Genomic DNA, 22,249 nt, shown 5'->3' on the forward strand with positions numbered 1-22,249 from the left:
ATTCTTCAGAGTACACAATCATGAGCTTCAGCAGTCTCGGCTTATCTCCCGAAATTAATCAAGCCGTAGCCGATCAGGGCTACTCAACGCCAACCCCCATTCAGGAGCAAGCCATTCCAGCCATCCTGCAGGGGCGAGATATTATGGCAGCAGCCCAAACGGGCACAGGGAAAACCGCAGGCTTTACCCTGCCAATGCTGGAGCTGTTGAGCAACAAGCCAAAAGTTCAGGCCAATCAAGTCAGGGCTTTGATCCTGACACCCACGCGCGAGCTGGCCGATCAGGTCTGGCAAAGTGTTGAGCTGTATAGTAAACACCTGACTTTATCCTGCCAGGTTGTGTATGGCGGCGTGAAGATCAACCCGCAAATGATGAAACTGCGCAAAGGTGCCGATGTCCTGGTTGCCACACCTGGCCGACTGCTCGATTTGTACCAGCAAAATGCGGTGAAATTTGACCAGCTGGACATTTTTGTACTCGATGAAGCAGACCGAATGCTGGACATGGGGTTTATCCACGACATTAAACGTCTGATCAAACTGCTGCCTCAGCGCCGTCAGAACCTGCTGTTTTCGGCTACCTTCTCTGATGATATTCGCGCACTGGCGAAAGGACTTATCCAGGATCCTGTCGAAATATCGGTGGCTCCGGCGAACAGCACCGCCAAAAGCGTCACCCAATGGGTGTATCCGGTCGATAAAAGTCGTCGCACCGCCTTGCTCAAACACCTGCTGACAAGCCATGGCTGGCAACAGGTGCTGGTCTTTACCCGTACCAAACATGGCGCTAACCGACTGGTCCGAGACCTGGAAAAGGCTAAGATCAATGCCGCGGCCATTCATGGCAATAAAAGCCAGAGCGCACGTATGAAGGCACTTGCCGGGTTTAAGAGCGGCGAATTACGGGTGCTAGTCGCCACCGACATCGTCGCGCGCGGCCTGGATATCCAGGAGCTCCCCCATGTTGTTAACTTTGACTTACCTAATGTCTATGAAGACTATGTACACCGAATTGGTCGCACAGGCCGTGCCGGCGCAACCGGCGAAGCGGTTTCTTTTGTCAGCGAAGACGTTACCGGTGACTTATTTGGCATTGAGCGGCTTATTCAGCAAGTGATCCCGCGCGTGGTTGAGCCTGGCTTTGAGCCGCAAAACCCGATGCCGGAATCTAAGCTGGATACACGCCCCAGTAAACCAAAAAAACCCAAAAAGCCTAAGAAACCGAAAACGTCGGCCACTGAGCAGACGGCACAAAACAAACCGGCAAACAAGCCAAAAAATGGCCAAAAACTGCAATCAGGCAATGACAAACAAGGCGCGCCAAAGCGCCGCAGAAGACGTCCGGCTAATGGCCAGTCAAAACCAGCAACGCAGAATAAGCACAAAACGAACTCACAGCAGTCATAGAGCACCTGCTGTCCAGTTCAAATCAAGACATGCTACATCAACAGGCAGGGCTCTCCACCAAAGAGCCTGCCCGGTTAGCATGTTATACTTAGCCTTTAAATCAAAAAGAAACCAGCTATGAGCACCTCCACGCCTTTTTCCAGCATTAATTTGTCTTCGTCATTACAAGAGAATCTGACATCTCTTGGTTATCACACCATGACCGATATTCAGGCACAGACACTGCCCGAGATTTTGGCCGGTAAAGACGTTATCGGACAGGGAAAAACCGGCTCAGGCAAAACCGCCGCATTTGCGCTTGGCCTGCTCCACAACCTGAGGGTGAAGCGCTTTCGCGTTCAGGCGCTGGTTGTTTGCCCCACCCGGGAGCTTGCGGATCAGGTGGCTGTTGAGATCCGCAAGCTGGCTCGGGCCATTCATAACATCAAAGTGTTGACCTTGTGCGGCGGCGCTCCGATGGGCCCCCAAATTGGCTCGCTGGAGCATGGTGCTCATATCGTTGTGGGTACACCCGGACGCATTGAAGAACATTTGCGTAAAGGTCGTCTGTGTTTAGACGAGGTCAATACCTTTGTACTGGATGAAGCCGATCGGATGCTGGAAATGGGCTTTGAAGAAGCGCTGGAGTGCATCGTGTCGCACTGCCCTGAGCAGCGACAAAACCTGCTGTTTAGCGCCACCTACCCGGCCAAAATCGAGCAGCTGGTCGGCCATATAATGCGCGATCCGGTCAAAATTGAAGTGGTGGCTCAGCATGATCACAGCACCATAGAGCAACACTTTTTTGAGGTGGCCGACAATGACGAGCGAGACGCCACTCTGCACAAATTACTGCGCCAGCATCAACCCGATGCCGCCGTGGTATTTTGTAATACCAAAGCACAATGTCAGGATGTTAGCGACATGCTGCAAGACCATGGCTTTGACTGTGCGGCACTGCATGGCGATCTGGACCAAAAAGACCGCGATAAAACCCTGGTACGTTTTGCCAATCGCAGTTTAACTGTGCTGGTTGCAACGGATGTGGCAGCACGTGGGATAGACGTCGACCATGTTGATATGGTGATCAACTACCACATTGCCCACGACCCGGAAGTGCACGTCCATCGTATCGGTCGCACCGGTCGGGCAGGTAATACCGGCGTTGCCTGCTCACTGATGAGCTATAAAGAATCTCACAAAGTGAATATGCTCGAAGACTACCTAAACCTGCGTATCGAGCCGACGCCGCCGCCTGGCGAACAGGTACTCTCAAACCAGGTGCATCGTGCGCCTATGGTCACAATACAAATTGACGGTGGTAAAAAGGCCAAGCTGCGTCCTGGCGACATTTTGGGTGCGCTTACGGCCAATCAAGCCTTGCGCGGCGATCAGATTGGCAAGATTAAAGTCACCGCCATGTCTTCCTATGTGGCGGTAGAGCGCAAATACGCCAATCAGGCGGTGAAAGTGATCGGCGAAGGAAAAATGAAAGGTCGTAATTTCCGCGCCCGTAAGCTGACCCGCTAACACGCAACATCCTTAGAGGTTGCAGCAGCGCCGATCCGGCACTGCTGCAAGGCGCCTAATCCTGCCCCAACTACAAAGACACTATTGCGAATTATTTTCATTTACTATTTTCATTACAGTTTTGTTATGATATAACACATGCATTCAATGAATTGGAGAAGAAAATGAAGCCAGATATCCATCCTGATTACCACTTAGTTGCCTTTCACGACACCTCAGTAGACAAGTATTTTATTGTGGGCTCCACCATCAAAACTGACCGTACGGTAGAGGTGGACGGCGTGACTTATCCATACGTACCAATCGATGTATCGAGCGAGTCTCACCCTTTTTATACCGGTAAGCAAAAACTGGTTGCCAGTGATGGTCGGGTGGCACAGTTTAACCGCCGCTTTAAAAATCTGGCCGGTAAAAAAGGATAATCGCCATGAAAGTACTCAGCTCACTGAAAAGTGCCAAATCTCGCCCGGGTTGCCAGGTGGTTAAACGCCGTGGCCGGGTATATGTGATCTGCAAAGATAACCCACGCTTTAAAGCGGTTCAGGGTAAGAAGAAAAAGCGCTAAGCGATATAAATAGTGCCGCCGGTTGTTATTCAACCGGCTATTTAGAATGTATTTCTTTTCACACAGCAGAGCAGATTGTCACACGTTATAGCTGCCTGGCATTACGCCATAACTGCTCGCCAATGTTATCCACCAGCGTAAACTGATTGAGCCTGGCATCACCCAGTCTGACTTGCTCGTTATCCTGGCTGCTTTGTTCTATCAGGGCTTTAAAATCAATGATGTCGGTAATTCATGAGCGCAATGTGCAGCGTCAGGGCGCACCATCCGACAGCACCTAAGCTGCAACGCTGACACCCGACTTTGCACGCTCAAAGTAAAAGTTTGTAAACATTAACGGGACATTAAATCTAAACTAACAACTGCGGTCTAGGCTCTAAGAGAAACAATAAAAAAGGACCTATCATTATGATAAAAACTGCACATCAACGTATACCTTCTGACGTCACAGTCGATATGAACCCTATGCTGGATATTGTATTTATTTTGCTGATATTTTTTATTGTCACGGCCAGCTTTATGCGAGAAACCGCGCTGCCGCTCAATCGAACCGAGCAAGCTGTGACTTCGCTTGTGCCTATCCTGACACCGGTATTTTCAATCGATGCCAAAAATCAGGTCTACCTGAACAATCGGCAAATCGATCTCGACAGTGTGAGTATTAACGTCGCCCGCCTGGGTGCACAGGGAGAGATCACCAGTATTAGTCTGCGTGCTCACCCAAACAGCCAGCATGCCACGCTGGTAAGCGTACTCGATGCAATTAAAGCCCAGACCAGCGCCCCGGTTTCTTTAGGTGAAACACTGAAGTAATACCCGTGACCCGGCAGCCTGCCGGGTCAAGATCACTGTTTTACGACCTGAACATAGTTGAACCACTTTTGCTGTATTGCTGTCAGCTGGCCGTTAGCGCTTATCTCTGAAAACGCCGCTCGATAGCGCTCTACCAGGTTTGGATCAGACTGGATGTTAAAGGCAATACTGAGATTGGTGTTGAGCTCCTTGAGCTCGGCAACCTTACTCAGCGCATTAAAATCCACACCCGCCTTATTGGCGCGCTGCCAAATGGTTTCTTCAGTGCCAACCACCAGATCCAGACGATCTTTTTCCAGCATTTGTAGTAACTGCTCTTCATAACTGAGCGGCTTCAGATCGGAAAACTGTTGCTTTGCCAGATAATGGGCCACGTTGGAGCCCCTCAACACGGCTACCCTATGCTGTTTGAGCAGCATCAGAGAATCTGATTGCACGGGAAAACGCCGTTTCAGGCCCCATAAGAAGATGGGCTCGGTTTGCACTTCGCCTATCCAATGAAAAAGTGGGCTTCGCGCCTGAGTATGCACGATAGAGTAGATGAGCACGTTTTCGGTCGTCACAGCGGTCTGATAAGCCCGTGCCCAGGGCATCACCCTAATTTCGGGCGTGTCGCCCACCTGCTGGCACAGGGCATAGACGACCTCTGTCATAAAGCCGCCCAATGAGCCATCGTCATTTTTGATTTGGTAGGGATACAGATACTCAGTCACGACCTGAATGGTTGCGCCACTGGCAGGCCGTATGGTGGCGAGCCACAACACCATACACAAGAGTAAACACAGTTTCACAACGCCCCCGGTACCACATGCGCCCAACTGTTAGTTTAGGGGTTCACCCCATTATTGCAAATTACAAAACAGTCTATACTAACCCTGATGTAAAATTAACGGACTTTCTTCCAAATCTCTCGTTCGACAAACTGGCCATTTTCGTACAGCTCATGGTGCCATAAATCACCTTCTACTTTGTAGCTAAAGGCCATGGTTCTGCCCAGTAATGATGTGACGTTGCCGTACTCATAGGTTTCGATAAACTGATCGCCCTTTAACACATAAGTGCCACCCCCCGCATATTTAAACTTACCCTGACTCTGGGTGATATAGCTATGGTGTGTCGGGGTGATCAATTTCACCGAGGTTAATTGCGGTGCTTTGGCAGATACTATGCCCTCTGCTGTGGCGTACTGTCCTTCAACAAACTCCCAGCTGCCCAGTAACGGGTTTGCCAATGCCGTGCCACTCACCAGGGCAGTTAAGATCAGAGGTTTCATATAAATTCCTTTAATAGCGTCATGTTGTTACGAGTCTTACATATCTGGGATGGAAAAACAGTTGAGAATCTCTCATTTGCACTGTTCCCATAAACACGATTTTATAGAACTTTTGTTGTTCTGTATTTCAGGGAAATGATCACTATGATGGCTCGATTCAAGACTTTGCTGTGTGGCGTATTTATAAGCTTACTGCTGGTCCCTGCTGGCCAGGCGCAACCCTTTGACCAGACGCCCATTTTGATGCCTATGCCCACCTCCTTGGTGCAGTCGGCGCAAACGCTGGCATTAAACAAGCCGCTGACACTCTCGCTCAACGGCTTGTCGCCACAGCGCAGCGCGTTTATTAAAGCCTACTATCAGCAACAATTCGCCGATTTCGGGTATCAGGTATCGCCTGTCACCACTGAAGCGGCTTTGCCTATCGTCGTAACCGTCGGGGACTTACAGGCCCCCGCTCATCGTCTCCCACAGCTTAACCAGAATGAACAGTATCAGCTGAGTATCAGCAAAACAGGCATAGTCATTAGCGCGCCTGCTGATTTTGGTGCACTCCATGCGCTGGCAACGCTCAGCCAGTTATTATATTTCGCCCGTGACAGCCTCGAACTGGCGCTGTTGCAGATAGAAGATAGCCCCCGCTTTCCCTGGCGTGGACTGCTGCTCGACAGCGTCCGTCATTTTATTTCCGTCGCAGCGATTAAACGCCAGCTGCGCGGCATGGCTGCGGCCAAGCTGAATGTGTTTCACTGGCACCTGACAGACGATCAGGGCTGGCGTTTTGCCTCAAAAGCGTATCCAAAACTACATAAGCTCGCCTCAGACGGTCAGTACTATACGCAGGCAGAGATCAAAGACGTGGTTCAGTACGCGAGTCTTCTGGGGATCCGGGTGGTGCCGGAGTTTGATGTGCCCGGGCATGCCTCTGCCATTGCGGTTGCCTATCCGGAGTTAATGACTCAGGTTAAGCCCTATCAGATGGAAGATGGCTGGGGGGTGTTTGAACCGCTGCTCGACCCAAGCAAACCCCAAGTATATGACTTTATAGACGCCATGGTTGCTGAGCTTGCCACACTTTTTCCGGACCCTTACTTGCACATAGGCGGAGACGAAGTCCACCCAAAACACTGGCAGGAAAGTAAACGGGTGCAGGCCTATATGGGCAAACACCAGCTCGCCACAAGCGCCGACTTACAAGCACATTTCAACGCTAAGGTGCAGGCTATCTTGCGCCGTCACAACAAAAAAATGATGGGCTGGGATGAGATTTTCCACCCTGCACTGGACAAAGATGTGATGATCCAGTCGTGGCGCGGCAAGGCCAGTCTGAGCCAGATCGCCGCCCAAGGCTATCCCGCGCTGTTGTCAGCCGGTTTTTACATCGACCAGCCACAGCCGACTGACTTCCATTATCGCAATGAACCATTTGATACCGGTTTGCAGCGCGCGCATCCACTTGAAGAGAGTGAGCGCATTCAGGCCTGGGACTTCACTATGCCCCGGCTCAAAGGCAGTGCAGTGACAGGCAAACTGGTGCTGGTGTCTGAGCAAAATACGCTGCGCCAGGCCTATATCCAACTCAACGACCAGCCATTTAAGCAGGCGCAACTCGATAGCCACTTAATACCCTATGATGCCGGTATGTCGCGGCTCAACGCCACCATCGACAGCTGGATGGGTCCGACCCGGGCACAGCTCACACTGAATTCTGAGTCAGGGTTGTCGGGCCGGATCCTTATCGGTAACGCCGTTTATCCGGTAACGGGAAGTTTGGATCCCCATTTTACTCATGCTGACTTGACCAATATGCCATTCCTGAGCGCGATGGGTGCACAGGCGCAGCGCAATATTCTCGGTGGCGAAGCGACCCTCTGGAGTGAGTTGGTGACTGAACAAAACCTGGATGTGCGCAGCTGGCCACGTTTGTTTGCCATCGCAGAGCGACTTTGGTCTGAGCGTACTCGGACAGACGCAGAGCACATGTACCACAGGCTGTTACCTGTCTCAGACTTTGCCGATGCCATTAGCCTGCATCATAAAAAGCAGTTCAGACACGGGCTCAGTACCGTGCTGGCAAAGCACAACAGTCCGGACAACCTGGCATTGCTGACGCGCTTTGCGGAGCAACTAGAGCCTGCCAGCTATTACACGCGCCATCATATAAAATATCAGCAAGGCTTGTATCATCAAAATGCACCACTGACTCAGCTGGTCGACTTTCTGCCGGTAGAAAGCCCGGCTCTGATTTCCCTGCACCTACTGCTCAAACAGTTTGAGCAAGGGCAAATTGAGGCATTACGAGCCATTCATAGAGCCCTTAGTGTCTGGCAGGCGGACTATCCGCAACTCGAAAAGATCCTCGCGAATACGACACATGTGCAAACGCTAATGCCAAGTATGATTGTGGCCCGTGAAATCAATACGCTCAGCCTATCAATTGTTACACGCTGCCTGGACAACAACCCCTTCAAACAAGCAGAAAGCGAAAAACTTTCAAGCTCTCTTTGGCACCTGCAAACACAGTCTAATGAGCTTGTTGTCGCCTCAGGGCTATTTGCTGAACGATTATTAGCTCTGTGCCGAGACCCAGTTTAAACGTCGGATAACGAAACGTACTATCAAATAAAGCGAACAAAAGTGTGTTAGCATTGTGCTCATTAACAAGCACTTAGGCCTTGATACATGAAATTAAAACTTACTATCTTATTGTTTTTCAGTTCGCTGTTTTTCTTGTCTGGCTGTACAGCAAGCGGACCTGTGTTTACACAAATTGAGTCGCCAAAACCCGGCATGTCAAAAGTGTATTTACTTCGCCGTAGCGCATTTGCCGGCAAAGCATACTGCCCTAGCCTTAAATATAACAATACACCTATTGGCTGTCTTAAAGACAATGGCTACCTGGTCGTTGATGCGCGACCTGGTGAGGCATATATAGGAGGAGGAGATTTCAGGTTATTGTTTGAAGCTGAAGCAGGCAAAACCTATTTCTTTGAATACGGCTATGAACCGCTCCCAGGCTATAGCAGTTATACAGCTTTTGTAGAAGAGGTGGACAGCACATATGCGATGCGTATTCTGCCCACTCTCAATCTTTCTCTGTAAGCAAGATAGTTATCTAAGCGCTGTGATGCACTCTTACAAGCAGAGCTGACAAACACTTTACGCTAAATCGGCTAGCACTCAGCCACTTGCACAGGCTCAGACATCGCGCCCTGCACCAGGGTTCTGAGCCAGCTATTTTTGTCATCCATGCTGCGCTTACTCAGCCACAGCATGGCAATATCAAAATCCGGCACCGGCAGCGGTGGTGCAAAGTATGTCAGACCAGCCTCCTCGCATGCCAGCTGGGCCATTTTTAACGGCACTATGGCCACCAGACGGCGCCCGATGAGCAGGCGCTGTATCGTCAGGAAGTTACGACTTGCAACCGTGACCCGACGCGTCAGCCCGGTGCTGGCAAGTAACTGATCCACCTGAGTCTTGAGTCGACCGTCCGGGCTCACCAGCGCATGCTCGATCTGAGCGAAGGTGGCCAGACTCAGGGGGATCTCTGCGGCAAATACGCCCGGATCGGCCAGGCAAACATGGCGCTCGGTATACAGCACCTGGCGCTCAAAGGCGTCTCCCGGCTCTGTGATACTGCCAATCACCAGATCCAGCTTTTCCTGCTCACTCAGCGCTATATAGTTGCTGCGATTGACATTCACAAAGCTGACCTGGGCATGGGGTGCCTCGGCGCGAATACGGTCGTAAATCAAAGGAGCGAAGTTCAGCTCGGCATAATCTGTCAGGCCAATGCGACACACTCCCTGGTACTGGGCAGGGACAAATTGTGGCGTGTGCAGTAAGTTGTCCGACACCATATCCAGCAGCTGCTCTATCACAGGCGCGACCTGGTTTGCGTAATCGGTGGGTTCCATGATGTGCCCCTTGCGCTCAAACAGCACATCGTCCAGTAACCGGCGAAGTCGCGCCAGCGAATGGCTCATTGCTGACTGACTGACACACGCCTGCTCGGCCGCCACACTGACACTGCGACAACGATACAAATAGGCAAAGGCCACCAGTAAGTTTAAATCTATCTGCCGCCACGGTACATCATCAAAGCGCATTACGTGAATCCTATATTATTCATAGTTACAATCAAAACTATTAATTTGAATCATTCTACGTCATTTTTTACCCTAGCGGCAGTCGTGATAACAGAGCATCGATACTATGTTTGCTATTTTTAAAACCTTCTTTTTGCTGGGCTGGATTAGCTTTGGCGGCCCGGCTGCGCACATCGGCTATTTTCGGCAAACCTTTGTGGAAAAGCGCAAGTGGCTGGATGATGCAGACTATGCCCAACTGGTGGCGCTGAGCCAGTTTTTACCCGGCCCCGGGTCGAGCCAGGTTGGTTTTGCACTCGGCTATAAGCGTGGAGGGCTGGGCGGCGCCTGTGCAGCCTTTGTCGGCTTTACCTTACCCTCAGTCATTATCATGGTGGCCCTTGCCCTGATGGCCAGTCAGGTAACCGACACCAGTGTCTTTCAAAACCTGGTGCATGGGCTGAAATTACTGGCCATTGTAGTTGTCGCCGATGCCGCCTGGGGGATGTACAAAAACTTTTGCCAAAGCCGCCTTACCGTCAGCCTGTGCCTGGGAACGGCTATCGCCTTGCTGCTGTTGCCTGGCATTGCCACCCAAATGGCGGTGCTGTTGTTGGCGGCGCTGATTGGCGTACTTTATCTAAAGGGACAAGCGCAGCCGAACGCAGACAGCACAGCGTTTAAAGCAAGCTGGCTGCCTTTACTGATCTTTGTTGGGTTATTTATAGCCCTGCCATTTGTTGCCCACCTGAACCCTTCCACCGCCCTGTTTAATGATTTTTATCAGGCTGGCAGCTTAGTATTCGGTGGCGGTCATGTGGTGCTGCCGCTGCTGCAAAATATTGTCGGTGACAGCCTCACTCAGGATACCTTTTTGACCGGTTACGCCGCCGCTCAGGCTGTACCCGGCCCGATGTTTACGTTTGCCACTTATCTGGGCTATGCATTGATGCCGGCAAACCCCATCGCTGGCGCCTTGATTGCAACCCTGGCTGTATTTTTACCCGGTTTCTTACTGCTGCTGGGGGTGCTAAAAAACTGGCAACTGCTCGCCAGCCGCCCTGCTGTGGCGGGTGCCCTGAGCGGTGTCAATGCCGCCGTGGTTGGTCTGCTGGTTGCCGCTCTGTATCAGCCGGTATTTACCAGCGCAGCCACCAGTGCGCAGGATATTGCACTGGTGCTGGTCGGTTTTTACCTGCTTAAGCACCTTAAGCTACACATCGTCTGGCTGGTCGCCACCTTTATGCTGGCCGGTGTGATTATGGGACTTATCTGACACTCAACAGCCAGGTGGCCTCAGTGCCACCTGCACCAACTTCCTGTTTAGCTTGCATTGAGGTTGAACTATCTCCTCTGTGCAACTAACTTTTAAGCGCATCACTGCACACGCTCTGCAACTCTTTTAACCTTTAACCGAGGTCGGTGTATGGACAGCTTTCTGGAAGAAATCGATATAAATCAATATTTACCTGTTGCCGTTGACTGGGCTACCAATCTGGTGCTGGCTCTGTTAATTCTGCTCATTGGGGTCTGGCTGGCAGGCAAAGCCTACAAGGCCGTTGTTTCTGTGGCGAACCGCTACGACAAACTGGATGATACCTTGTTTAAGTTTTTTGGCAGTGTTGCCAAATATACCGTGCTGGCTTTTGTCGGTATCGCGGTACTCAACCGCTTTGGCGTGCAAACCGCCTCAATCATCGCCCTGCTCGGCGCTGCCGGACTGGCGGTGGGGCTGGCCTTACAGGGCACCTTGTCTAACCTCGCAGCTGGCGTCATGTTATTGATTTTCAGGCCTTACAAAGTCAATGACTTTATCGACACCGCAGATCAGTTTGGCAAAGTGACTGAAATCGACATGTTTACCACGATATTGCAGACCTTTGATAACCAGCAAATTGTGATCCCCAACAGTCACATCTGGGGCAGCAAAATAGTGAATCACTCTCACCATGCGGTTCGCGGCGTTGATATGCGCTTTGGCATTGCCTACGACGAAAGCATTGATGATGCTAAGGCCGTGATCCTCTCTGTGTTGCAGGCTCATCCCCATATTTTGTCCGAGCCTGCGCCTTTTGTTGAAGTAGAGTCGCTGAATAATAGCTCTGTGGACTTTCTGGTCAGGCCATTTTGCGATGGCGCACATTATTTTGACATACTGTATTCGGTGCCTGAGCAGGTGAAAAAGGCCCTGGATGACGCCAATATAGAGATCCCCTTCCCCCACCGTAAGGTCATTTTGGTTAACGAAAGCGACACCTGATACCGATATTTCGGGGCCGCTTGCCCTTTAGCGGCCCCTTAGTAACACTTTCTGCGCTGCAATCTTTGGGGGGCGGTTATTCCTTGTCTATAGTTTTAGTGTTAAATGACAACTGACCAGGATGTGATATGGCGCTCTTCGGCTTTTCCGGCACAAAAAAAACTGAATCACAAGTTACCCTACCGCAGACCTTACCCTGGCTGAAGTTAGACAGGCAAGGTGATATCACCGCCACCAGCCAGGCCTTTTTAAGCATGCTGGCTTTTTCTCACAGCGCAGCACCAAAAACACTGGCGTCGCTGTGCAATAACAAACGCGACTACCAAATACTGCATGCAGCACTGCAAAACGCCCAGCAAGATGGCGCGCAGATCTGCGCCATGCACAATACCGAGGGCACACTGTATTATGTCTCCGTGCAGATCTGTCCGGCAGACCATGCGCAATGCTTTGCCATACTTCAGGACGTGACTGCCCAGTACCATCCGCTGCTGGATAGTAAACTCACCACACAGGCGCTGTCCAACGCGCAGGCTCAGCTTGAGCTGGACCTGCAAGGCACTATGCTCAGTGCCAATGAGGCGTTTTTAGCCCTAGTCGGGACAGCAAAAGAGCAGGTGATTAACCGCCCGTGCCAGCAATTTATCACCAATGAGCAATTGAGTGCAGCCAGCTGGGACACGCTCAGTGCAGGCCAGGCCGTTGAGTGTGATTTACAATGGCAAAGCGATGAACACATGTCATTCTGGTTGCATGCCTGGCTAGTGCCAGTGCGCGACGCCGAGCAGCGTATCGCAAAAGTGGTTTTATTAGCCTGTGACATGTCGAAACAGCACCAGACTTTGCTCAATCTGCACAGTCAGATTAATGGCATACAGCAGGCTCAGGCTGTGATTGAGTTTACCCTCGATGGCACCATAGTGACCGCAAACCAGAATTTTCTCGATGTGATGGGCTACCAGCTTGACGAGATCCAGGGTCAGCATCACCGTTTATTTGTCACCGCCGAAGAGGCCGCCAGTGATGAGTACGCCGCATTCTGGCAGGCGCTGGGCCGTGGCGAGTTGCAGTCCGGGGAGTTTAAACGCATCAACAAACATGGCGAGGCGGTGTGGATCCAGGCGCACTATACTCCGCTTTTTGATGAACATGGGCGACTCTGTAAGATCATGAAGTTCGCCTCGGATATCAGCGCAGAAAAACTCAAAGCCTTTGAAGCACAAGGGCAAATCGACGCCATTAACCGCTCAGGCGCCGTGATCCAATTCGACTTAGAGGGCAACATTTTAGATGCCAACGACAACTTTCTTGCTGCCATGGGATACAGCAAAGCTGAAATTGTCGGCCAACATCACAGCATCTTCGTTGAGTCCAAATATGCCCAAAGCGACGAATATCAGCAGTTCTGGGCTAATTTAAGAGCTGGCCGGTTTAATGCGGGCGAGTTCTGCCGCATTCGCAAAGGAGGCAAAGAGATCTGGATCAGTGCAACCTACAACCTGATCCGCGATGATGAAGGTAACCCGCTTAAAGTGGTCAAATATGCCATGGACATTACACGCCAGAAGGAAATCGCGGCTGATCTGGAAGGCCAGGTACAGGCCATCCACAAATCTCAGGCGGTGATTGAGTTTGACATGGACGGCACCATATTGTGGGCCAACGAATTATTTCTGACCACCATGGGCTACACACTCGATGAAGTCAAAGGCCAGCATCACCGTATCTTTGCCACCGAAGAGCAGGCACAAAGCGACGAATATCAACAATTCTGGGCGCAGCTGAATCGCGGCCAGTTCGATGCGGGGCAATATATGCGCATCGCCAAAAGTGGCCAGAAAGTGTGGATCCAGGCAACCTATAACCCCATTCTCGACCAACATGGCCGGCCAGTCAAAGTCGTTAAATATGCCACGGATATAACGGCCCAGAAACAAGCCGTGCAGCATATTCAGGAGGCCATTTTTGCGCTGGAGCAAGGCGATTTAACCCACCGTATCAACGCAGATCTGGGCGCCGATTTCTCTGTGTTAACGCAGGCAATGAATGGCCTGTTTGATAAGCTCAGCGAGCTGGTTCAGACCATCAATAACGGCGCGGCACAGGTGTTTGACATAGCCAGGCAGATAGCCACCAATAATGATGAGCTCAATAGCCGGGTGGAAAGCCAGGCCGCCAGCCTGGAAGAAACGGCCGCCACCATGGAGCAATTAACGGCAACAGTTAAAAACAATGCGATCAGCGCAACCACCGCATCTGAGCGCGCAGCCATAGTGCGCGAAAAAGCGCTCAGTGGTAAGCACACCATCGAAGATGCCATCAGTGCCGTTGGCAACATTGAAGACTACAGCCGTAAAATCGCCGATATCGTGGGGGTGATAGATGAAATTGCCTTTCAGACTAACCTGCTGGCACTCAATGCATCCGTTGAAGCTGCAAGGGCCGGTGAAGCTGGCAGAGGATTTGCGGTGGTGGCCAGCGAGGTGCGTAACCTGGCGCAGCGCAGTGCCAGTGCGGCTAAAGAGATCAAAGACTTGATCAAGAACAGTGTGGATGCCGTCACAGAAGGCAGCAAGCTGGTCTATGATTCTGGCACCACCTTCGACGAACTGACCCAGTCAATCTCGCAGGTTAGCGAAATGGTTGCCAACATTGACGATGCCAGCAAAGAGCAGGCATCCGGTATCGCGGCCGTTTGCTCGACCATAGCGCAGATGGATGGTATTACCCAGCAAAACGTCTCTTTGGTCGAGACCACCTCCAGGTCGGGTAAAACCATGGAGGATCAGGCTCGGGTATTGACCGATCAGGTGGCCTTTTTTCAGCTGGAAGAAAGCCATTTACCTTAGTGACTGATATGCACCAATAAAGCGGTGCATCCCTTTAAGTTAAGTGCTTGGTAACAGCGCCAAAGCCTGGCTCAGAATGATGTAAACTCTGCAGCCAAAGGCATTATCACGCCAGAGCTTTGGGCACACAGGCCCACCCTGCGCGCCTGCTCAGACGTCGAGTTTTAGTGCGCTTTATTCGGCCCCTGACGGACCAGATCTTTGCCGTTATCGAACACTTCCTGAGTCACCCAGCGGCCCAGGATCAGCTGATGATTATCGTCCAGTACTGCAACGAAGGGGCGACCATTGCTGTTATTGGTTGCCAGTGCCACACCCGCAGCGTTGTTCAGGCCCAGCCCGCCAGTCTCTACCAATCTCAAAAAGGCTTCCAGTTCATCCAGTGTGCTGATCAGTTCTTTATCGTCAATCATGTTGTGTACTCGGTTGTCGCTAAAAGCGCGTAGCATATCAGGTCTGGCGCCCTCTGCACCAGTACCACAAGCCGACTTACTCGCTTAGCCTTGTTTAGTGACGTCATCCTGGCTTTGCTCACCCGCTTTATCAGCCTGCATGGCTGCTCTGATGGCCTCTTCAGTCTGAATAAACAGCTTACGATAGTCATGATCATATTGCTGACCTTCACTACCATGTTGCCAGGTATCATAGAGCTGCTCGGAGGCTGCTTTTTCAGTTTCGCGAAAGGCACGTTTTTTCTGCTCGGCGACCTCAGGGGCAAAGCCCAGACAGGTGAGTGCCCGGGCACCCAGGTGCAGCGCAGAATGGTAGGTTTCACTGACAATCACATCGGCACCAGCGTGTTTTAGCTCATAATGGTGGCCCCTGTCGAATGCTCTGGCCAGTACTTTTACGCCGGGGTGGCTCTGCTTAACAGCGTGTACCAGTGCCTTCGCGCTTTCCCTGTCATCAATGGCGACAACCAGCAGCGCCGCTTGTTCAATTCCGGCAGTGTGCAACAACTCCGGCCGGGTGGCATCACCAAAGTAGGCCTTAACCTGTATTCGGCGCATTGACTCAACCTGAGTGGCATCCAGGTCCATCACCACGGTATGGACGCCGTTGGCTATCAGCAAACGATTGACAATCTGACCGAAACGACCAATACCCGCAATGATCACCTGCCCTTGTTCATCAATATCATCGAAAGCCTGCTGATTGCTTGTGTGCTGATACCGCGGCAAAATCACTTTGTCGTAAAGAATAAACAAGGTCGGTGTCAGAAACATCGACAGGGCCACAACCAGTTGCAGCAAGCTGACTGTTTCGGGTGGGATGACATGATTTTGCAGTGCATAACTTAACAGCACAAAACCAAATTCACCGGCCTGAGACAGACTCAGGGCAAACAGCCAGCGGTCACTGTTGCGAATTTTAAACAACATAGCCAGTCCCCACAGCACAGCGGCCTTAACCAGCATCACAGTGAGCGTCAGAGCCAGGATCAAAAGGACGTGCTCAGACAGTATAGTGAAGTTGATACCCGCGCCTACCGTAATAAAAAACAATCCCAGCAACAGGCCTTTAAAGGGCTCAATATTGGATTCAAGCTCATGACGAAACTCGCTGTTAGCCAGCACCACCCCGGCCAGAAAAGTCCCCAGAGCTGGAGAAAGCCCAACCAGGCTCATCAAGGTCGCGATACCAATGACGAGCAACAAAGCCGTTGCAACGAATATCTCCCTAAGTCCGGAGTTAGCAACGTAATGGAACAAGGGACGGCTCAGATAATGGCCAACCACGACCACGCCGGCGATACTGGCAAAAATGGCACCCGCATAGGCCCAGGTTGGCAAACCGGCAACCAGGCTCAGAGATTCGTGGTGCTGCGCGGTGGTTTGCATATCCCGGGCCGCTTCCACTAACTCGGGCAAGGCCAGCATGGGAATAAAGGCCAGTATGGGAATAACCGCAATATCCTGCATCAGTAAAACAGAAAATGCATTTTGTCCGCCCTCGGTTTTCGTCAGTCCTTTTTCGTTTAATGTTTGCAGCACAATCGCCGTAGACGACAAGGAGAACACCAGGCCGATTGCGAGCGCAACTGACAAAGGCTGGTCTAAAAGCCAGGCAATAAGTGCCAGCAAGAGTGCACTCACCACTACCTGTAACCCGCCAAGCCCTAACAACCGGTGACGCATTTTCCAGAGCATCTGAGGGTGCAGCTCCAGCCCCACCAGGAACAACATCATTACGACGCCGAACTCTGCAAAATGCTGAATTGTCGCGGTTTCCTTGCCTACCATACCTGCCACAGGGCCAATTAAAACCCCGGCGATCAGATACCCAAGTACCGAACCCAGCCCTAACCGTTTTGCCAGCGGTACCATCACGACGGCAGCGGCCAGATAGATAAAAGCCTGAATAAAATAGCCGGTCATGAGATGTCCCCCTCCCCAGTCAGGCAAAGCTGCTCAGAGATCGCATTCGCTCGTTGTTGATTAGTTTTTTTCATTTTCAGGTATCTCAGATTAACGCACAGACCTTCTAAACTTTAGTACGAAACGGATGACTGTGCCGACAGAAGGCGCTCGTGAAGTAGCAATGGCGCCTTACCCAAACGTTAACCCCGCTTTAACTGTCAGCAAAGTAGTGTGATTAAAAAAAGGACACTTGTTATGACTCACCCGACCGATGCCGCAAAGTTTGATTACACCGCTCGTGCCTTGCACTGGATCTCAGCCAGCGTGATCCTGTGGGCGTTATTGTCGGGCTTTTATATGGCGGTATTTGAGCTGGACAACCCGACAAAAACCACGCTCAGTCGGTTTAATGTCGCTTTAACCTTTGTCTATTGCCCCGTATTTATCTGGCGTGTGGTGCACAGGGTAATGTGCCCGCCTCCCGCTCAGATTATCGCACTCAAGCCACATCAGGCGCGGCTGGCAAGCACCGCACATATTGCCATTTACCTGCTCACCGCCCTTGTACTGTGCTCGGGCGTGCTGATGATGAAGCACCCGTTTAGCATCTTTGGCTGGATTTTAGTACCGCCCCTACTTTCAGACGCCCAGACGCTGGATTGGTTTGCCCGGCTCCACCTGATCAGCAATATATTGCTACTGTTGATAGTGACACTACATATTCTGGCCGTGATAAAGCACCAGCTTGCTGGCCGGCCAATATTGCAAAGAATGTTGTAAGGATAACAGACCGGTCGTTGTACCAGGGTGGATAGCTTTCAGCCACATCGTGTCCCTGTATAGGTATGCTCTCAAGACAATTGATGTTAATCTGTTCAAAGTGGCAGTTTTTAAGGATAAACGTTATGCACACTTCTCCTCGTTTTCATTATATAGACAATCTGCGTAGCCTGGCCCTTTTACTGGGTGTGGTATTTCATGCCGCGCTGGCCTACGGCCCTTACTTTTCAAATATCTGGTTTACCGCCGACTCGACAAATCATGTCGCCTTCGATTACTTTGCTATCTGGTCACACTTATTCAGAATGCCACTGTTTTTTGCTATTGCCGGATTTTGTGCCGCGCTGTTGATCAGTAAACGCGGTGGTAATGGCTTCGTGACCAACCGGCTTAAGCGAGTATTGCTGCCATTTGTGCTGTTCTACCCCTTGACCATGCTGGTGCTGTTCCATGCGCTTGGCTGGGGAGCAGACATCATGCACGAAAGCCCCGCCCTGTTTACGGTTTTTGAGGCTGTCAAAGAGCCGGTTATCTCAACGATGCACTTATGGTTTTTGTGGAATCTGACCCAGTTCTGTTTGCTGTTCTGGCTGCTGCAAAAACACACTGGCCTGTATCAGTCGATATTAGCCGTGGTGGTAAGGCCCGCTTTTTTGCTTGTCGCTTTACCCATTTTGCTTACCGTGGCCCTGTATCATCAGCTGGTGCCGTTCCCGGCGCCAGATAAGCTTTACCCACAATTGTGGTCCTATGGCTTTTACGGTGTGTTGTTTTTAATCGGTGCCGGGCTTTATCACCATCATACCAAAGTAGTGCAGTATGCCCGTTATTTTGCGCCTTTGCTGATAGTGGCGTGCCTGTCGTTAGTGCCTTATTTTTATCTGATGCCACCCCCGCCTTCTTTAGACGCGGTGATCCAAGCGGCAAATACCGGCGTCACGACCCCTGAGCATATCGATATCTACGTTGTTATCGCTCAGTCGATTGCAATTGTCAGCTGGACCGGGGTTGCCTTTTTAGCAGGCTATAAGTGGCTAAATCGATTCAGCCAACTGAACAAGTATATATCGGATGCTTCTTACTGGATCTACCTCATCCATGTACCGGTACTAATGTATATCCAGTTCCCGCTAAGCAATACGGCGCTGTCGCCCTGGCTTAAAGTGTTCATTGCCATATCTGCAACCATGACACTGGGCCTGGTGAGCTACCAGCTGCTGGTCAGGCACACCTGGCTGGGGGTCTTATTAAATGGTAAAAAAGTCAAAACTGCGGCCGTTCAACATCAGACAACCACAGCATCATAGCAGTAAATAAGAAAGCAGCACGATATATCCACCGTGCTGCTTTTTATCACTTAGAGTTTATCCAGATTAACACGTAAAGTCTCTAGATGTGCTGTGATATCCGGGTCAACCTGCTTCGATGCGCTGCCCCCCAGATGCTTGGCAAAGAACTGCTCCATCGCCACAATCGAGGCCAGTTTATTATCCGGTTTCAAGAAACCATGTCCTTCATCCTTAGCCAGAAGATACTCAAGAGGATGGTTTTTAGCAGCCAGAGCCCGGGCAATATTGTCCGACTCACTCTGTGTCACGCGGGGGTCGTTTGCCCCTTGCACCAGCATCAAAGGTGCCTTGATTTGGTCCACAAAGTTAATTGGTGAGCGTGAGTGCATATCGGCTCTGTCTTTCGCCACTTCTGGATCTCCCACTGACACATACCAGGTACCCAGATAAGGGCGATAATGCGCAGGGAAAGACTCCATCAAGGTGATCAAGCTGGACGGGCCAACATAAGAAATCACCGCCTTGTACACATCCGGGGTAAAGGTCGCGCCAGCCAGTGCTGCATAGCCGCCATAAGAGGCACCCATAATGCCAACGCGCTGTTTATCAGCAATGCCCTGCTCAACCAAATAGTTGACGCCATCAGTCAGGTCCTGTTGCATCGTGCCTGTGCCCCAGTTTTTCTCGGCCAGCTGAACAAAGCGCTTGCCAAACCCGAGTGAGCCGCGAAAGTTAGGTTGTAATACGGCATAACCACGGTTAGCAAAATAATGGGCTACGGGCACAAAGTAATCGCTGCTGTAACCCCAGTGATCGCGCACCCAGGGCCCACCATGCGGCAGTACTATGGTTGGCAAATTCTTTTTAACATGTTTGGGCAAAGTCAGATAAGCCTGAATTTCAACGCCATCAGAGGCCTTATAGGTAATCGACTTTCTGTCTCCCAGCAGCGCAGGGTCAAACTCAGGCACGTCATTGAGCATCCCTGTCAGGGTGTTCTGAGCCGGCGAATAGGTATACTTCTCATCGGGTCTGTCTGCATAGGACACAGTCACCATCCACTGCCCTTCTTTATTCACTTCTTCCACTTTAATTTCAACGTCTTCAGTGAAGTAGCTTTCAATGTGCGCCAATGCCTTGGCCGCCTCGTCTGTCATAGCGTAATTACGCAGTCTCCCCCCGTAATAGGACGCTATCAGGAGCTGTCCTTGCTCATCGAATACCACATGATGAAGATCAGACTCTCCCAATGGATCCCTGTGCTCAGTCACAATCGTTTTGTCTGTCAGATTGACCCGCAGCAGCTCCAGTTTATCGCGCCCCTCAATACTGGCCGCGATATAGGCCGTATTGGTCGCTTCATCAAAGCTGATAATATCCAGCAATTCACCGCTTTGTGTTCTCAGTACGCTTTGCCACGCTTTTCCGTCGAACTGATACAAGCTGAAGGAATTGTCATCATTCATGCCTGCGCCAAGGATAACCTTGCCAGTGCTGCTAAGCTGAGCATCAGACAGATTGAGGTCATTGATCTGAGTCTGCTTAAGGTGACCTGTGTCCATCGCCAGATGGAAGAAGTCTCTGCGCGCCGCAACAAGGTGGTTTGCAGCCACAATCAATGTATTAGCATCGTGCTGCGACTGCTCCAGCAATTTGTAATCCACCTTATCATTATGTGTCAGGCGGGTCATTGCACTGATTGCCGGGTTTTGGCTGTTTAACGCTAGTTTATATAGCTGGCGATTCTCATTGCCCTGATGGTCTTTGCTAAAAATGATCTCATTTTTGCGTGCTGACCAGATAAAGCTGTCAACTGAATCCGTCAGGGTCGTTACAGCAATAGGCGTTGCATCGGGCGTATCGGCTGCAACTAAAAACAAATTCTGCGCGCCATTGTGCATTTTCAAGAACGCAATCCATTTGCCATCGGGAGAGAGTGTTACTGCACTTTTATCGCTACCGCCGAACAAGCTTGCGACATCGACAAAAGCCGGAGCCTGAACCAATGCGCTTTGCTGGAAAGCCGGTTGCGCACCCTGTTGTGCAGAGCTTTGCGCACACCCCGACAGCATCGCTGTGCTCAGAATGGCACTTAAGGCAACACTTACTTTCAGTCTGGTTAATTGTTTTTTATTCTTCATCATGTCACTCCTTCCATTTGTTGAAAACATCATTACACGACTTTTTATTATTGTAAAACGATAATTTATTTTATTTTTACAGAAATTAGTTTCTGTATGGTATGATTAGTGTCAATAACAACATCAAAAGAAGAGAGCTTTATGGTCAAATCGACAGACAAAATTCAGCGCTGGTGCGGCGCCTTTCGTGCAGCGGTATTGGGGATCAGTGGCATGGTATTTTCGTTCCTTGCATATCAGCTGGCTATCAATGGACAGGTGCGTTATGTCGAAGGTGAATCATTTGATTTACTTTGGCAAAGTGAACAGGCAAGCAATGGCGTGTTGTTTGGTCTGAGTGTGCCATTACTGGTAGGCATGTTACTGAGCGTTTACTGGATCATTCGGCTCCTGAAACTCTTTAGCAACGGGCAGTTTTTCCATCACAGCTGTTATATCTGCTATCAGGGCTTTATCTGGACCAAAATTGCCTTGGTACTCTATTCGTCTGGCCTGACTTTTTCACTGGATTATTGGTATCACACGCTCTACCACTCCAATCAGGTGGTACTGAAAATCCCCTTTGGTGAACTTATGACGCTCGGACTATTTGCTGTGGTGGCCTACCTGCTAAAAGCAGCAAAAGAGATAGAAGATGAAAACAAGGAGTTTATTTAAGCCATGGAAATTGTTGTCAACTTAGATGTGGTGATGGCAATGCGCAAAGTGTCATCCAAAGAACTCGCCAAAGCCATTGGGATCACTGAAGCCAACTTGTCTTTGCTAAAACGCGGTAAGGTGAAAGGGGTGCGCTTTGAAACGCTGGCACAGATCTGCCACTACTTAGACTGTCAGCCCGGCGATCTGCTGGCCTTTAAACCAGATGGAGAGTAACAACATAGGGTTGCAAGATGCACTGCAACCCTAAACCTCA

General features: G+C 50.7%; 20 protein-coding genes. 14 read left to right on the forward strand and 6 right to left on the reverse strand.

Features of this window, described 5'->3' with window-relative positions; genetic code table 11:
- Window positions 1-20 precede the first annotated feature (20 nt).
- From TW77_RS03480 to TW77_RS03500, 5 genes are all read left to right on the forward strand, one after another.
- Window positions 21-1,406 (forward strand): DEAD/DEAH box helicase, encoded by a 1,386-nt coding sequence (locus tag TW77_RS03480; RefSeq protein WP_046003575.1) that lies wholly within the window; start codon window positions 21-23, stop codon window positions 1,404-1,406.
- Window positions 1,407-1,523: 117 nt separating this feature from the next.
- Window positions 1,524-2,915 (forward strand): ATP-dependent RNA helicase DbpA, encoded by a 1,392-nt coding sequence (dbpA, locus tag TW77_RS03485; RefSeq protein ID WP_046003576.1) that lies wholly within the window; start codon window positions 1,524-1,526, stop codon window positions 2,913-2,915.
- A 164-nt stretch (window positions 2,916-3,079) separates the two neighbouring features.
- On the forward strand, window positions 3,080-3,337 hold the full coding sequence (locus TW77_RS03490; protein ID WP_010384175.1) for a type B 50S ribosomal protein L31: 258 nt from the start codon (window positions 3,080-3,082) through the stop codon (window positions 3,335-3,337).
- Window positions 3,338-3,342: 5 nt separating this feature from the next.
- The gene (gene ykgO / locus TW77_RS03495; protein ID WP_046003577.1) at window positions 3,343-3,480 is read left to right on the forward strand and encodes a type B 50S ribosomal protein L36; all 138 of its coding nucleotides are present in this window, start codon (window positions 3,343-3,345) and stop codon (window positions 3,478-3,480) included.
- 408 nt (window positions 3,481-3,888) lie between these two features.
- Window positions 3,889-4,293 carry an ExbD/TolR family protein gene (locus TW77_RS03500; RefSeq protein WP_046003578.1) on the forward strand — a complete coding sequence of 135 codons (405 nt, stop codon included), beginning with the start codon at window positions 3,889-3,891 and terminating at the stop codon, window positions 4,291-4,293.
- A gap of 32 nt (window positions 4,294-4,325) precedes the next feature.
- Here TW77_RS03500 and TW77_RS03505 read toward each other — a convergent pair whose 3' ends face one another.
- Together TW77_RS03505 and TW77_RS03510 are read right to left on the reverse strand one after the other, a co-directional pair.
- Window positions 4,326-5,084 (reverse strand): substrate-binding periplasmic protein, encoded by a 759-nt coding sequence (locus TW77_RS03505; protein ID WP_156158593.1) that lies wholly within the window; start codon window positions 5,082-5,084, stop codon window positions 4,326-4,328.
- 95 nt (window positions 5,085-5,179) lie between these two features.
- A complete protein-coding gene (locus TW77_RS03510; protein WP_046003580.1) occupies window positions 5,180-5,566 on the reverse strand; it encodes a hypothetical protein in 387 nt (128 codons plus the stop codon).
- Window positions 5,567-5,710: 144 nt separating this feature from the next.
- Here TW77_RS03510 and TW77_RS03515 point away from each other — a divergent pair, with 144 nt between their 5' ends.
- Together TW77_RS03515 and TW77_RS03520 are read left to right on the forward strand one after the other, a co-directional pair.
- Window positions 5,711-8,161 (forward strand): family 20 glycosylhydrolase, encoded by a 2,451-nt coding sequence (locus tag TW77_RS03515; RefSeq protein ID WP_052713021.1) that lies wholly within the window; start codon window positions 5,711-5,713, stop codon window positions 8,159-8,161.
- Between the two features lie 87 nt (window positions 8,162-8,248).
- Complete coding sequence (locus tag TW77_RS03520) at window positions 8,249-8,668, forward strand: DUF2846 domain-containing protein (RefSeq protein WP_046003582.1); 420 nt, start codon at window positions 8,249-8,251, stop codon at window positions 8,666-8,668.
- Window positions 8,669-8,739: 71 nt separating this feature from the next.
- Here the strand turns inward: TW77_RS03520 and TW77_RS03525 are convergent, their stop codons facing one another.
- Window positions 8,740-9,678 (reverse strand): LysR family transcriptional regulator, encoded by a 939-nt coding sequence (locus TW77_RS03525; RefSeq protein ID WP_046003583.1) that lies wholly within the window; start codon window positions 9,676-9,678, stop codon window positions 8,740-8,742.
- Window positions 9,679-9,784: 106 nt separating this feature from the next.
- On the opposite strand from TW77_RS03525, the gene chrA reads away from it, so the two are divergent.
- From chrA to TW77_RS03540, 3 genes are all read left to right on the forward strand, one after another.
- A complete protein-coding gene (gene chrA / locus TW77_RS03530) occupies window positions 9,785-10,933 on the forward strand; it encodes a chromate efflux transporter (protein WP_046003584.1) in 1,149 nt (382 codons plus the stop codon).
- A 150-nt stretch (window positions 10,934-11,083) separates the two neighbouring features.
- Window positions 11,084-11,917 carry a mechanosensitive ion channel family protein gene (locus TW77_RS03535; RefSeq protein WP_046003585.1) on the forward strand — a complete coding sequence of 278 codons (834 nt, stop codon included), beginning with the start codon at window positions 11,084-11,086 and terminating at the stop codon, window positions 11,915-11,917.
- A gap of 128 nt (window positions 11,918-12,045) precedes the next feature.
- Entirely contained in the window at window positions 12,046-14,766 is a 2,721-nt protein-coding gene (locus TW77_RS03540) for a methyl-accepting chemotaxis protein (RefSeq protein WP_052713022.1), read from the forward strand.
- 164 nt (window positions 14,767-14,930) lie between these two features.
- On the opposite strand, the gene TW77_RS03545 is transcribed toward TW77_RS03540, so the two are convergent.
- Both TW77_RS03545 and TW77_RS03550 read right to left on the reverse strand, forming a co-directional pair.
- Window positions 14,931-15,179, reverse strand: coding sequence for a hypothetical protein (locus TW77_RS03545; RefSeq protein WP_046003699.1), 249 nt, complete (start codon window positions 15,177-15,179; stop codon window positions 14,931-14,933).
- An 84-nt stretch (window positions 15,180-15,263) separates the two neighbouring features.
- Entirely contained in the window at window positions 15,264-17,144 is a 1,881-nt protein-coding gene (locus tag TW77_RS03550) for a monovalent cation:proton antiporter-2 (CPA2) family protein (RefSeq protein ID WP_046003586.1), read from the reverse strand.
- A gap of 237 nt (window positions 17,145-17,381) precedes the next feature.
- On the opposite strand from TW77_RS03550, the gene TW77_RS03555 reads away from it, so the two are divergent.
- Window positions 17,382-17,906, forward strand: a complete 525-nt coding sequence (locus TW77_RS03555) for a cytochrome b (protein WP_046003587.1) — start codon at window positions 17,382-17,384, stop codon at window positions 17,904-17,906.
- 125 nt (window positions 17,907-18,031) lie between these two features.
- Window positions 18,032-19,213, forward strand: coding sequence for an acyltransferase family protein (locus TW77_RS03560; protein ID WP_046003588.1), 1,182 nt, complete (start codon window positions 18,032-18,034; stop codon window positions 19,211-19,213).
- A 50-nt stretch (window positions 19,214-19,263) separates the two neighbouring features.
- On the opposite strand, the gene TW77_RS03565 is transcribed toward TW77_RS03560, so the two are convergent.
- Window positions 19,264-21,339 carry a S9 family peptidase gene (locus TW77_RS03565; protein WP_240479455.1) on the reverse strand — a complete coding sequence of 692 codons (2,076 nt, stop codon included), beginning with the start codon at window positions 21,337-21,339 and terminating at the stop codon, window positions 19,264-19,266.
- Window positions 21,340-21,477: 138 nt separating this feature from the next.
- Between TW77_RS03565 and TW77_RS03570 the strand changes: the two genes are divergently transcribed.
- Together TW77_RS03570 and TW77_RS03575 are read left to right on the forward strand one after the other, a co-directional pair.
- Complete coding sequence (locus TW77_RS03570) at window positions 21,478-21,993, forward strand: hypothetical protein (protein WP_046003590.1); 516 nt, start codon at window positions 21,478-21,480, stop codon at window positions 21,991-21,993.
- A 3-nt stretch (window positions 21,994-21,996) separates the two neighbouring features.
- Window positions 21,997-22,209, forward strand: coding sequence for a helix-turn-helix domain-containing protein (locus TW77_RS03575; protein ID WP_046003591.1), 213 nt, complete (start codon window positions 21,997-21,999; stop codon window positions 22,207-22,209).
- The last annotated feature ends 40 nt before the right edge of the window (window positions 22,210-22,249 follow it).

Origin of the sequence: Pseudoalteromonas rubra (assembly GCF_000967655.1) — a bacterium.
In the GTDB taxonomy this organism is placed as follows: Bacteria; Pseudomonadota; Gammaproteobacteria; order Enterobacterales; family Alteromonadaceae; genus Pseudoalteromonas; species Pseudoalteromonas rubra_A.

Coding starts and splice junctions, on each gene's coding strand:
- TW77_RS03535 (WP_046003585.1), top strand. CDS start 11,084: ATGGACAGCTTTCTGGAAGAAATCGATATAAATCAATATTTACCTGTT.
- TW77_RS03480 (WP_046003575.1), top strand. CDS start 21: ATGAGCTTCAGCAGTCTCGGCTTATCTCCCGAAATTAATCAAGCCGTA.
- TW77_RS03515 (WP_052713021.1), top strand. CDS start 5,711: ATGATGGCTCGATTCAAGACTTTGCTGTGTGGCGTATTTATAAGCTTA.
- TW77_RS03555 (WP_046003587.1), top strand. CDS start 17,382: ATGACTCACCCGACCGATGCCGCAAAGTTTGATTACACCGCTCGTGCC.
- TW77_RS03525 (WP_046003583.1), bottom strand. CDS start 9,678: ATGCGCTTTGATGATGTACCGTGGCGGCAGATAGATTTAAACTTACTG.
- dbpA (WP_046003576.1), top strand. CDS start 1,524: ATGAGCACCTCCACGCCTTTTTCCAGCATTAATTTGTCTTCGTCATTA.
- TW77_RS03545 (WP_046003699.1), bottom strand. CDS start 15,179: ATGATTGACGATAAAGAACTGATCAGCACACTGGATGAACTGGAAGCC.
- TW77_RS03565 (WP_240479455.1), bottom strand. CDS start 21,339: ATGATGAAGAATAAAAAACAATTAACCAGACTGAAAGTAAGTGTTGCC.
- TW77_RS03570 (WP_046003590.1), top strand. CDS start 21,478: ATGGTCAAATCGACAGACAAAATTCAGCGCTGGTGCGGCGCCTTTCGT.
- chrA (WP_046003584.1), top strand. CDS start 9,785: ATGTTTGCTATTTTTAAAACCTTCTTTTTGCTGGGCTGGATTAGCTTT.
- TW77_RS03510 (WP_046003580.1), bottom strand. CDS start 5,566: ATGAAACCTCTGATCTTAACTGCCCTGGTGAGTGGCACGGCATTGGCA.
- TW77_RS03520 (WP_046003582.1), top strand. CDS start 8,249: ATGAAATTAAAACTTACTATCTTATTGTTTTTCAGTTCGCTGTTTTTC.
- TW77_RS03575 (WP_046003591.1), top strand. CDS start 21,997: ATGGAAATTGTTGTCAACTTAGATGTGGTGATGGCAATGCGCAAAGTG.
- TW77_RS03490 (WP_010384175.1), top strand. CDS start 3,080: ATGAAGCCAGATATCCATCCTGATTACCACTTAGTTGCCTTTCACGAC.
- TW77_RS03560 (WP_046003588.1), top strand. CDS start 18,032: ATGCACACTTCTCCTCGTTTTCATTATATAGACAATCTGCGTAGCCTG.
- TW77_RS03550 (WP_046003586.1), bottom strand. CDS start 17,144: ATGACCGGCTATTTTATTCAGGCTTTTATCTATCTGGCCGCTGCCGTC.
- ykgO (WP_046003577.1), top strand. CDS start 3,343: ATGAAAGTACTCAGCTCACTGAAAAGTGCCAAATCTCGCCCGGGTTGC.
- TW77_RS03500 (WP_046003578.1), top strand. CDS start 3,889: ATGATAAAAACTGCACATCAACGTATACCTTCTGACGTCACAGTCGAT.
- TW77_RS03540 (WP_052713022.1), top strand. CDS start 12,046: ATGGCGCTCTTCGGCTTTTCCGGCACAAAAAAAACTGAATCACAAGTT.